The sequence below is a fragment of the Acinetobacter stercoris genome (genome assembly GCF_900323515.1).
In the GTDB taxonomy this organism is placed as follows: Bacteria; Pseudomonadota; Gammaproteobacteria; order Pseudomonadales; family Moraxellaceae; genus Acinetobacter; species Acinetobacter stercoris.
Genome location: NZ_OOGT01000114.1, coordinates 1 through 12,274 on the forward strand (window position 1 = coordinate 1; position 12,274 = coordinate 12,274).

Below are 12,274 nucleotides of genomic sequence, written 5' to 3' on the forward strand. Positions count from 1 at the left end.
TAATGTTAAGTGAATAATATACTTTGCTCATTCGGTTGGCTCGATTTTGGTACAAAAGCATGTTGTTTAATTGATTTGACTAAACAATGGTGCATCTTCAAAAGGATTTGAGATGAAAAAAACGCTGCATATTGAACATAATGCGAAATTAATTCGTTTAGTGAGTCAATTGCAGCGTTATTATTTTTCACCTAAGTTTTATGGCTCAGAAAATATAAATCCTGATAAACCTGCAATGTATGTGGGAAATCATAGTATTTATGGTGTATTTGATTCACCTATCATTATTGATTATTTGTTTAATGAACATAAAATTGCTGTTGTTAGCCTGGCTGATCACGTGCATTTTCATATTCCTCTTTGGCGGAAAATGGTTAAAGGCATTGGAGCGATTGATGGTTTGCGGGAATATGCACGTCTTGCCATGCAACAAGGATATTCAATACTAGTGTTTCCGGGCGGCGGTCGTGAAGTTGTAAAACGTAAAGGTGAAGAATATCAACTGATCTGGAAAGAGCGTTATGGTTTTTTACAACTTGCGCAAGAGTTTGATTATGATATTGCTCCATTTGTTGCTGTTGGTGGAGACGAGGTTTTTGATCTGATTTTTGATGCAAATGGTCTTTTGAAGCAGAAATGGTTTCAAAAAATACTCAGCTATCCTAAATTGGGAAAACTGCTTAGACAGGGTGAAATTATTCCATCTATTCCTAAAAATATTATTCCCAAACGGATTCCTTTTTATTTTAAGTTTTTACCCCGAATTAGTAGTACAAGTATTCATTCGATCGAAGAAATGAAAGCTTTTCGTGATGATTTACAACTCAAACTTTATGCTGAAATCGAGCAGATAAAAAGCCTGAGAGACAGTCAGCAACTCTGAATTTTAAATTAAAAAGTAAAATCCCTGATTTCTTTGAAATATTTTAGAAACAGGGATAATCATCAAGAAGCTATTACAATTTTTATAGTATTGTATATAAAAAATACCAGACCGACTAGGCTATTGATCTGGCAAAACTAGACTATAGAGTGATGGTGGAACTGTTCAATCTGTTCGTCGCTATAGCCCAATTCGGTTAAAATTTGATTAGTATTTTCACCCAAATCTGGAACAGCGCTTATTGTGAAATCCTGTGCATCTGTTAGTCCAACTGGTTTTAGTGTTGGGATTTTTCCAATAGGAGTGTCAACTTCAATCCAACGCTGTCGTTGTTGAAGTTGAGGATGTTGCCAGACATCCTGCATTTCATTGACACTTGCATTGGCAATTTTAGCTTTTTCCAGCAGTTCAATTACTTCGCTTTGGGTGAGTTTTGAAAAAACATTGACAATAATCTGTTTTAACTGGTCCCGATGCGCAGAACGTTGTGTGTTATTGATAAATTCAGGACGTGTAGCAATATCAACCTGCTTGAGTACAACTGAGCAAAATGCTTGCCATTCACGTTCATTTTGGATACCAAGCATAACCTGTTTTTGATCACCTGTTGGGAAAGGACCATAAGGATAAATGGTTGCATGTGCAGATCCAGAACGTGGCGGGGGAGTACCACCACGTAAGGTGTAGTACATTGGATAACCCATCCACTCAGTCATGCTTTCTAGCATGGAGATATCAATACGTTTGCCACGACCTGTTTTATTTCGTTCCAGAAGTGCTGATAAAACATTGCTATAGGCATACATTCCCGCCGCAATGTCGGCAATAGAACAGCCTGCTTTTACATATTCATCAGGAGTTCCTGTGATAGATAAAAATCCTGATTCACTTTGGATAAGCAAATCATAGGCCTTTTTATCTCGATATGCTCCAGGATGCTCAGTATTGTCACCATAACCTGATATATCACAGACAATTATTTTAGGATTAATTTCAATTAAATCATCATAGCTTAGCCCCAGTCGTGTGGCTGCACCTGGCGCAAGGTTTTGAACAAAAACATCAGCTTGTTTAAGTAGTTTTAGTAGTATTTCTTTTGCAGCTTGAGTTTTAACATCTAGTGTTAAACTTTCTTTGGAACGATTTGTCCAGACAAAATGAGAAGACATACCATCCACACGTTCATCGTATTTTCGCGCAAAATCTCCAACATGTGGACGTTCTATTTTAATCACACGTGCTCCCAGATCTGCCAGTTGCCTTGTACAAAAAGGTGCAGCGATAGCTTGTTCAATAGAAATAACAGTAATTCCTTCTAAAGGGCGCATATTTATTCTCCTTTAAAAGTGATTGTCGCTTGCATCGCAGGTTGACCATCCGCATGCTCAATCCAGAGTTTGCCCTGATTTTCCTGAATATCACCGCAAATATAAAAATCATTAAAATCAAATACAGGGCGTATAGCACGAAAGTCAAAACCGAGAATACTTTTCTCAGGATTTTCCTGTTTAAAAAAATGCAGTAGAAGGGTGGCCATTAAAGGACCGTGTACTACAAGTCCGGGATATCCCTCGACTTCAGTACAAAATGCCCGATCATAGTGGATACGATGACCATTAAAGGTGACGGCTGAATATCGAAACAGGGTGACACTATCTACAGGAAACTGTTTTTTATAACTATATTCCTGCGTTTGAATTTTTTCTGGACTCTGTGCCTTTATATGAATTTGATTACTTGCTTCACGGTAGACAATATCATGTTCTTCAATGATAGCCAGAGTATCACCAGCAAAGATCTGATGTTTGACTGTGACAAAATACATATTGCCACTTTTACCTTGTTTAAATTCAATCTTGATGATTTCAGACTCTCGTCTGATATTGGTATTTATAGTTATTGGCGCAAGGAACTGCAATCTGCCACCTGCCCACATACGTTTAGGAAAAGGAATGGGTGGAAGAAAACCACCTTTTTTAGGATGCCCGTCTTCAGCCAGTTCAGATTGATTGGTAATAGGTAAAAAATAGCACCAATGATACAGGTGAGGTAATTCAGCAGGTGATTTATTTTCCTGATTTAAAATAGCCTGCATCATGGCAACCTGACGTGTATTACTAAAATCAGTTTGTATTTCTTTTTTTCCAATCCAGTCATCAAAATTTTGCATCGTATCTTCCTATATTTGTCTTTATTTTATAAATTGAGTTATGGTTGATTTATTTCTGCAAGATTTAAAATATTCTTTGCTTTTAAAATCACAGGTAAATCAATCATTTTTCCATTCAGGCTGACAGCCTGTCCTTGAGCCTGTCCAACTTTTTCTAAAATCTGATTTGCCCATTCAATTTCATCTGGCGTCGGACTAAACGTTTTATTGACAGTTTCGACCTGATTGGGGTGAATACATAATTTGCCAGCAAAGCCCAAATTTTTGGCTTGTAGTGTTTCCTGCTGAATTAAATCGAGGTCTTGAAAATCAACAGTTACACCATCAACAGGGGATTCAATTCCAGCCAGTTTTGATGCCAGTACGATTTCATTGCGAAAATACAGCAGTTCCTGATAGCTACCCTGCATATCCATTTCCAGTTGAAAATCAATGGAACCAAACATTAGCGCTTTAACATGTGGTGTAGCTGCTATTGCTCTTACATTTGCAAAACCTGTTGGTGTTTCGATTAATGGATAAATATCTATTGGCTGGAGACGATGAATGTCTAAAATATCCTCAGGATTTTGTGTTTTAGGTAATACGATCGCTGTGACATTTTCAAGCAGCGCAAGTTGAATATCCTGTTCAAACCATTTAGTATTTTTTGCATTAACACGGATAAAAACAGTATGTTCCGGGTGGTTAATCAGCCAATCTTTGAGTACTGCCCGTGCCGAATTCTTTAATTCCACAGGAACAGCATCTTCTAGATCAATAATTACAGCATCTGCTTTTGTTGAAAGTGCCTTTTCAAACCGCTCAACACGATTTGCAGGAACAAACAAGTAAGAACGTAATATTCTAGACATACCTATCCTCCCTGAAGCTTAAAATGAGCGTGGCAGATCAAGTAAATGTTCGGCAACGAAACTCAAAATCAGGTTGGTTGAAATCGGGGCAACCTGATAAAGACGAGTTTCGCGGAATTTCCGTTCAATGTCATATTCATTGGCAAAACCAAAACCGCCGTGAAACTGTAAACAGTTATTGGCTGCTTCCCAGCTGGATTTGGCTGCAAGGTATTTTGCCATGTTGGCTTCTGCACCACATTTTTTGCCTTGATCAAATAATTCACAAGCACGGAAACGCATCAGATTAGCTGCTTCAATTTCGATAAAATTTTCAGCAAGCGGAAATTGTACTCCCTGATTTTGACCAATTGGGCGGTCAAAGACGATACGGTCTTTGACATACTGAGTAGCACGATCCATAAACCAATAACCATCACCAATACATTCTGCAGCAATTAATGTTCGTTCAGCATTTAGACCATCGAGAATATATTTAAAACCTTTACCTTCTTCACCGATCAGGTTTTCTTCCGGGATTTCTAGATTGTCAAAAAAAAGCTCATTAGTTTCATGGTTAACCATGTTTGGAATAGGGTGTACATCCATACCATTTTTTTCAGCTTCACGTAAATCCACCATAAAAATAGACATGCCTTCGGATTTTTTAGTTACTTCCGCAAGAGGAGTAGTGCGTGCCAGTAAAATCATCCAGTCACTATGTTGAACACGTGAAATAAATACTTTTTGCCCATTAATAATGTATTTATCACCTTTTTTTACAGCTGTTGTTTTAATCTTGGTGGTATCCGTTCCTGTGGTAGGTTCAGTCACGCCCATCGTCTGTAAGCGCCATTCACCTGTGGCAATTTTAGGGAGATACAGTTCTTTTTGTGCTTTTGATCCGTGCCGTAGCAATGTTCCCATGTTATACATTTGTCCGTGACAGGCACCAGCATTACCACCACTACGGTTAATTTCCTCCATAATGACGGATGCTTCAGTCAGACCTAGGCCTGAGCCACCATATTCTTCGGGAATCATGGCAGCCATCCATCCTGCCTGTGTCAAAGCATCAACAAATTCTTCTGGATAAGCTTTTGCTTCATCTATTTTTCGATGGTATTCATTGGGAAACTCTGCACATAAAGCACGAACAGCTTCACGAATCTCTGGATAATTGTTAAATGTGCTTTTCATAGAGCTTCCTTTTCTACATCATCTGATTTATTTAATGATCATATATTGTGATTATTTAATTAATAAAATAGAATTATTTGATGGATATAATCTCAAAAGAATATAGATATGGATATCAAACAACTAAGAGCTTTCATCACAATTTCCGAAACCAGAAATATAACCAAAGCTGCAGCGATGCTAAATATTGTCCAGCCTGCGGTGACAAGACAGATTCATTTATTGGAAGAAGAATTGGGCGTTGAACTCTTTGAACGTGGTCGGCATGGTATGAGTCTTACTCATGAGGGGAAGGTTCTTGAGGGATATGCAAGGCGGGCATTAAAAGAAATCGAACAGGCCAAGACAGAACTGACTTCTTCAGATGGTGCATTAAAAGGGACTGTGAATATTGGAATTCTGGCAAGTCTAAGCGAGCTTTTATCGATTGCGTTATTACGTGTGATTAAAAAGAAGTATCCTGAAGTAAACCTGAAAATTTCAATCGGTTATTCTGGACATTTAAAAGAATGGCTCGAATCGGGTGACATTGATCTGGCATTGATCTATGGTTCATTACCCTCAAAATTTCTTGATATTCAACCTATTGTTCGAGAGCAACTATGGTTAATCGGTGCTTATGATTCTGGATTGAAATATGATCAGATTTTGCAAATTCAGGATATTGCTGAGCATTCCTATATTTTGCCTTATACACCACATCGTTTAAGAACATTAATTGAGCAAGGATTTAGCAGGGAAAACCTTGAACTTAAAATTGCCGCAGAAATTAATGATTTGTATGTGCAGAAACAGATGGTGAAAGAAGGTTTTGGTTATACGATTTTACCTTTAGTTTCGATGAAAAATGACTTACAGCAAAACTCAGTTAAAGTTGCGCCAATTGCACATCCAGATTTTACTCGTGAGGTTGCTTTGGCATTGCCAAATACAAGACACATTTCCAAACTGGTACATGCGATTGCTCAGGAAACTATTCATTGTTCAAAAATTGCAGTGGAAACTAAAGCCTGGTTAGGTGGGGAATGGATCGGTACATCATAAATACAATTGAATCGAAAAAATATATTGAATCCATCAAATATAATGATGACTATTGTGGTGAAATTGTATTTTATATCTAATTGTTTTTTAATTATAAAAAATAAAAATATTAGTTATATTTTTAGAATACGAAATAATTAATGTTGTTTTGCAAATTTTGATTTGCTATTCATAGCAAAAATCTATGATTTAGGGAAATCAATGATTGAAGCCTATTCCATGAGGGAATATCGGCTTTATTTTGGCTAAGGAGAGGCCTCATGCAGCAAAACAATACTGTGGTTTTAAATCAGCACTCACCCGATAAGCGAACAAGGATTAAATCGATACTTGGTGGTTCGGCAGGTAATCTGGTTGAGTGGTATGACTGGTTTGCGTATAGCATGTTTACGCTTTATTTTGCGAAGTCTTTTTTCCCTGCAGGAAATCAAACTGTAGAGTTATTACAGGCAGCGGCTGTTTTTGCTGTAGGTTTTTTGATGCGTCCAATCGGGGCATGGATGATGGGCATTTTTGCTGATCGTAGGGGGCGTAAAGCTGGTCTTACTCTATCTGTAACATTGATGTGTATAGGTTCTTTATTGATCGCATGTGCGCCTACATATGAGAGTGTTGGCGTATTTGCTCCCATTGTGCTGATTATTGCCCGACTTTTACAAGGTCTAAGTGTTGGAGGGGAATATGGTGCAAGTGCAACTTATTTAAGTGAAATGGCAGGCAAGAATCGTCGTGGATTATTTTCCAGTTTTCAGTATATGACCATTATGGCAGGGCAACTGCTAGCATTATTTACACTGATTATTTTACAGCAGGTGCTGACAGATCAACAATTAACAGATTGGGGATGGCGCATACCATTTTTTATTGGGGCAATTTTGGCATTATTGGTATTTGTAATCCGTAGGGGAATGGTAGAAACAGAATCTTTCAAAAATGTGAATCGAGAAAAAGAAGTTAAGTCCAGTGCCTTCGCTCTGTTTCGTTATCATCCGAAAGCAGCATTAGCGGTTATATTTTTAACGGCAGGTGGTACTTTATCCTTTTATGCATACACGACCTATATGCAGAAATTTCTGGTCAATACCTCAGGATTTTCTAAAGAAACCGCAACCATGATTTCTGCTGCTGCCATTTTTGTTTTTATGTGTATTCAGCCTTTAGTCGGACATATTTCGGATAAGGTTGGTCGTAAAGCAGTCATGATTTTCTTTGGTGTTGGTGGAGTTTTATTTACCTATCCTGTTTTTACGCTTATTGCGAATACCACCAATGCTGTATGGGCATTATCACTTATTATATTTGGAATGATTTTTGTGGCAGGATATACAGCAACAGGGGCTGTGATCAAATCTGAATTGTTTCCATCACATATTCGTGCTCTCGGTGTAGCACTACCATACGCTATTGCGAATACTATTTTTGGTGGAACATCTGAACTTGCAGCCTTGCAATTTAAAAATATTGGGCATGAAAACTATTATTTTATTTATGTATCCGTGATGTGTTTTATCTGCCTGATTTATTTTATTAAAATGAAAGATCAAAAACAGCATAGTTTGATTTTGGAAGATTAGACAATTTAATATATGAAAATAAGCCATAGTACTGGCTTATTTTTAAAAACATAATTAAAAAAAAGGAGAATGAGAAATGTATACAGCATCATGTTTATGTGGTGGAATCCATTTTAAAATTCATGCAGAAATTCCAAAAATTTTTATTTGTCATTGTAAACAATGTCAGAAAGCACAAGGTTCAGCATTTGCGGCCATTGCTTCAATTAAAACCCAAGATCTGGAAATAGTCAGGGGAGAGGAGCTTTTCAAAGAATATTTTGCGACCGAAAATAAAAAAAGAGTGTTTTGTAAAAACTGTGGGTCACCTATCTTCAGTGCTCGATTGGATTTACCTGATGTTGTGCGGTTGCGTGTCGGAATAATTAATGAATCCCTTGCTGCAAAAATCAACTCTCATGCCTATACAAAATATAAAGCAGAGTGGTTTGAAATATTTGATGATCATGAGCAGTTTGAAGAAGCTTATATTGCCTGAATATAAATTTTATTAAGTTATTATATGGGTTAGAGTTTAGCCATTATTCAGGTTCTAAAAAATAACAGCAAAGCAATTAAAACACCCATATGTAAAAGTTGGACTGGCGCAAAAATAAGCCCGAATTTCTGTCCACCTGTTAAAAATGCATTAATACATTTTGCGACTGCATGTGCCGCAAGACCTAAGAGAACCGCATAAAATAAAGTTGCATTACTTGGTTGACCTTGAATAACTACCGTTGCCATAGCCGCATGGATTTCAAAAAGAGATGCAAGTAATGTCCCAGCAATCAATCCTTTATCTCCTAAAAGGACATTTAGTCCATATACACCAGCCTGAATTACAGTCAGACTGATAGCGATAATCGCGGCTTCTTTTAAACTGAACATACGACTATCTTTATTTTTTTTATTCTCGGTTGGTTTATTTTTTCGCATTAACCATAATGCTGACAGTGTCAATATGATAATTCCTGCCAAACAAGGTAAAACAAGAACTTTGAACCAGGGAAGACTTAGACCTATGACAATAATCAGCAGTTGTAAAAGTGTTGCTACACAGGATAAAAGTGCGGCACCAGCATTGGCAGAAGCTGATGCACGCTCTGCCCGGACTTCCATTCCTAAACTGGCAATAGTGGCTGTACTGGATACAAATCCCGATGCGATCGAAGATAACACCATTGCTTGATTTGAAGATAAAAGGCGCTTAGCAATATGTGCCAAAGACTGAACAGTTAAGATTAAAACCAATAATTTCAGGATAACATACGGATTGAGTACATCTCCCCATAGAGGTTTATTTGGCATGAGTGGTAAAGCAATTAAAATCAAAGCTAATAAAAATAGGCCATCTTTGAGTTCATCTTCGGTGATCCATTTTTCTGCAAAATGATGGCTACTTTGTTTCGCCATTAAAATAATCGTTAAAATTACTGCTAACCCAGCCGCAAATGTTATATTGATTAAGCATAAGGCACCAATAAAATAGGTCATAAAAAATGCTAATTCGGTGGTTATACCTGGATCTTCAATTTGGTTTTTTACGGTACAAATACATATTCCACCAATAATTAAAGCACCGACAATGCCAACTACAGGGTGAAAGAGAAAGCAAATTGCTCCAAGAAGGGCACAAATTGCGAAAGATCTTAAGCCTGCAAAGCTTTGTTGATTTTCTCGTTGTTTACTTCTTTCTCTTTCTAAACCAATAAGTAAGCCACAGCCTAAAGCTGCTGCCATGATCGTCAGGAAATTTTTAAAAGAAATACTATTTAGCGAAATTTGCAGTAAAAAATCCATAGGCGTAACTTTTGATAATGAATATGGCATTTATCACTTTATTTTGCACAAAAAAAGGCATTAAGTAATGATTATAAAAACAAATTAAATAATATTTTGGTTTCATAAAGTTGAATGACTAACAATGTCCCATATAACTGTGATGATTTAGACGTTTTGGGTGAAAGGTTTTTGCTATATTGGCATCTTATATTGGGGAATATAACAATGAATAAAAATTTTCAGATTGATCTATCATGGTGTCTGGAACAGCTATGTGTTGACGGCCTGATTTCTGAACGTGACAGGTTGTTGATCAAAACAACACAGAGACGAAAAGATCAGTATTTATGGCATCCTTTACAATGGATTGCTTCTTTTAAACTTGAGGATTTTCAGGCAAAACGTTCTATTTTGACACTGACATTTTTGTGTGAATGGCTCGCAATGAAGTCAGACATGGATTTTTATGTACTTGATCCACTAAAAGTTGATGTTGCAGCATTAACTCAAGTGATGTCACATGAGTTTGCAGTGAAAAATCATCTACTCGCTGTAGATGTGCAACAAGCTCAAGTAATCATTGGAACTGATCAACCTTTTTTAATAGAATGGATCAGTAATCTGGAGCAAAGTTTATTTCCCAAAAAAATTAAATGCGTTTTATTAAGTCCAGAACAATTACAGCGTTATCAAGCTGAATTTTATCAGGTTAGTCGTGCAGTTATATTTTCAGAAAAAAATCAAATTAGGTTAAATGAGAAAGGAGTTGAGGCTTTATTACAGTTGGGGGATCAGCAAAATCCAGATGCCAATGATCAACATATCGTCAAGTTACTCGACTGGATTTTACAGTTTGCTTTTGAACAAAATGCGAGTGATATACATATTGAACCTGCAAAAGAACAGGGGAAAATTCGCTTTAGAATCGATGGGGTACTACATAATATTTATAAAATGCCAGCAAATACGCTGACTGCCGTAATTTCAAGAGTCAAGATTTTGGGTCGGATGAACGTTGCGGAAAAACGAAAACCGCAGGATGGCCGCTTGAAAACCAGAACACCTAAAGGTCAGGAAACGGAACTTCGCTTATCGACATTGCCTACTGCGTTTGGTGAAAAGCTGGTCATGCGAATTTTTGATCCAGAAGTGTTGGTTCGTAACTTTAAAGAATTAGGTTTTGATGAGCAATTATTAAAAAAATGGCAAAATTTAACCAAGCATAGCCACGGTATCTTGCTGGTTACGGGGCCGACAGGTTCAGGAAAGACAACGACTCTATATTCGTCTTTAAAACAACTTGCAACAGATCAAGTCAATGTTTGTACTATTGAAGACCCGATAGAAATGCTTGAACCTAGTTTTAATCAAATGCAGGTCAACCCTGCTATAGATTTAGATTTTGCAGATGGAATTCGGGCATTAATGCGCCAAGATCCAGATATTATTATGGTGGGTGAAATACGGGATCAAGATACAGCCAATATGGCAATTCAGGCCGCATTGACTGGACATTTAGTTTTATCAACGTTACATACCAATGATGCACCATCAAGCCTGCCGCGTTTACATGATTTAGGGGTACAACCTTTTTTAAGTGCAGCAACGATTTTAGGAATATTAGCTCAGCGTTTAGTCAGAAAATTATGTCCGCATTGTAAACAGAAGATTCCTATTAATTCCCTACAGTGGCAATCACTTACATTTGATTATGTTGTCAAAATGCCAAATGAGGTTTTTCAGGCGGTGGGATGTGAAAAATGCAGAAATACAGGATATTTGGGGCGTATTGGTATCTATCAATTGATGCCAATAAGCTTACATACCAAGCAGTTGATTAGTCAGAATGCACCCTTGGATCACTTGAGTTTACAGGCTAAACAGGAAGGGATTGAACCTTTAAGAATTGCGGGAGCTAGAAAGGTACTTGCAGGGATAACAACTTTAGAAGAAGTATTAAGGGTCGTACCTTTAAATTAGGTTTTCTTAAGATTCACCTCATGTTTTTTTGTTTAAATCCTTTTAACGAAATAAAGCATAAAACGGTGAGGTATCAAATGAATATTTTTATGAAGACTATTATAAGTGCAGGTCTTGTTACAGCTACAACTGCTGTGATGGCAACCCCTGCCGTGAATCAGAATGCAATTACAGCAAAAGTTACCACAGTTAAACAAGCACTTAGCTTAAAAGATGATACCAGAGTCCAGCTCAAAGGCTCTGTAGTGAAATCAATAGGCGATGAAAAATACCAGTTTCGTGACCATACGGGATCGATTACGGTAGATATAGATGATGAGCTTTGGCAGGGAAAAGCTGTTTCAGCAAATACACCTGTTACATTAATTGGTGAGGTGGATATTGATTATAAACCTGCTAAGCGTGTTGAAATTGATGTGGACTCAGTTCAATTTTAAATTGAGATTGGACCTATTGCCTAAGTATGATTTTCTGTTCTATCAAGTTTTTAAGCCCTGTAATTATTAAGGATTAAATTATACTGAAACATTAGGTCTAATAAAAAAAATTATTAATTATTAAATTCTTATTTTGGGGAAACACAATGAAAAAACAGGCAGGTTTGCATATTGATGCAATTGTGAGGCTTTTTCATATTTTAATTTTATTCTCATTTTTAATTGCATACTTTACAGGAGATCATGAGGATTTAATTATATTTCATATCATCAGTGGTTATACCATCGTTGTAGCATTGATCTTTCGGCTAATATGGCAATTTTTTCAGTTATTCAGGCAAGAGAAAAGTACATTTGGCGTGTTGAAACGCTGTAAAATGGTACTTAAT

11 protein-coding genes and 1 pseudogene are annotated in these 12,274 nt (G+C 36.9%); 7 read left to right on the top strand and 5 right to left on the bottom strand.

Translation table 11 applies throughout. From position 1 onward, the window contains the following. The first annotated feature begins 112 nt into the window (after window positions 1–112). The gene (locus KPC_RS12090; protein WP_121974629.1) at window positions 113–883 is read left to right on the top strand and encodes a lysophospholipid acyltransferase family protein; all 771 of its coding nucleotides are present in this window, start codon (window positions 113–115) and stop codon (window positions 881–883) included. A gap of 137 nt (window positions 884–1,020) precedes the next feature. On the opposite strand, the gene KPC_RS12095 is transcribed toward KPC_RS12090, so the two are convergent. The 4 genes from KPC_RS12095 to KPC_RS12110 are packed head-to-tail and all read right to left on the bottom strand — an operon-like array spanning window position 1,021 to window position 5,086. After that, window positions 1,021–2,211, bottom strand: coding sequence for a CaiB/BaiF CoA transferase family protein (locus KPC_RS12095; protein ID WP_121974630.1), 1,191 nt, complete (start codon window positions 2,209–2,211; stop codon window positions 1,021–1,023). A 2-nt stretch (window positions 2,212–2,213) separates the two neighbouring features. After that, window positions 2,214–3,053 (bottom strand): hypothetical protein, encoded by an 840-nt coding sequence (locus KPC_RS12100; protein ID WP_121974631.1) that lies wholly within the window; start codon window positions 3,051–3,053, stop codon window positions 2,214–2,216. Between the two features lie 38 nt (window positions 3,054–3,091). Beyond that, window positions 3,092–3,907, bottom strand: a complete 816-nt coding sequence (locus tag KPC_RS12105; RefSeq protein WP_121974632.1) for an HpcH/HpaI aldolase/citrate lyase family protein — start codon at window positions 3,905–3,907, stop codon at window positions 3,092–3,094. A gap of 18 nt (window positions 3,908–3,925) precedes the next feature. Next, a complete protein-coding gene (locus KPC_RS12110) occupies window positions 3,926–5,086 on the bottom strand; it encodes an acyl-CoA dehydrogenase family protein (protein ID WP_121974633.1) in 1,161 nt (386 codons plus the stop codon). 108 nt (window positions 5,087–5,194) lie between these two features. Here KPC_RS12110 and KPC_RS12115 point away from each other — a divergent pair, with 108 nt between their 5' ends. From KPC_RS12115 to KPC_RS12125, 3 genes are all read left to right on the top strand, one after another. Beyond that, window positions 5,195–6,130, top strand: a complete 936-nt coding sequence (locus KPC_RS12115; protein WP_121974634.1) for a LysR substrate-binding domain-containing protein — start codon at window positions 5,195–5,197, stop codon at window positions 6,128–6,130. Between the two features lie 260 nt (window positions 6,131–6,390). Further along, on the top strand, window positions 6,391–7,704 hold the full coding sequence (locus tag KPC_RS12120; protein ID WP_121974635.1) for an MFS transporter: 1,314 nt from the start codon (window positions 6,391–6,393) through the stop codon (window positions 7,702–7,704). A 76-nt stretch (window positions 7,705–7,780) separates the two neighbouring features. After that, entirely contained in the window at window positions 7,781–8,182 is a 402-nt protein-coding gene (locus tag KPC_RS12125; protein WP_121974636.1) for a GFA family protein, read from the top strand. Window positions 8,183–8,229: 47 nt separating this feature from the next. Here KPC_RS12125 and KPC_RS12130 read toward each other — a convergent pair whose 3' ends face one another. Further along, entirely contained in the window at window positions 8,230–9,486 is a 1,257-nt protein-coding gene (locus KPC_RS12130) for an MgtC/SapB family protein (RefSeq protein ID WP_121974639.1), read from the bottom strand. A gap of 207 nt (window positions 9,487–9,693) precedes the next feature. On the opposite strand from KPC_RS12130, the gene KPC_RS12135 reads away from it, so the two are divergent. From KPC_RS12135 to KPC_RS12145, 3 genes and pseudogenes are all read left to right on the top strand, one after another. Beyond that, on the top strand, window positions 9,694–11,448 hold the full coding sequence (locus tag KPC_RS12135) for a GspE/PulE family protein (protein ID WP_121974637.1): 1,755 nt from the start codon (window positions 9,694–9,696) through the stop codon (window positions 11,446–11,448). Between the two features lie 77 nt (window positions 11,449–11,525). Continuing rightward, window positions 11,526–11,885 (top strand): NirD/YgiW/YdeI family stress tolerance protein, encoded by a 360-nt coding sequence (locus KPC_RS12140; protein WP_121974638.1) that lies wholly within the window; start codon window positions 11,526–11,528, stop codon window positions 11,883–11,885. 146 nt (window positions 11,886–12,031) lie between these two features. After that, window positions 12,032–12,274 (top strand): annotated as a pseudogene (locus KPC_RS12145) (cytochrome B); the annotation flags it as partial.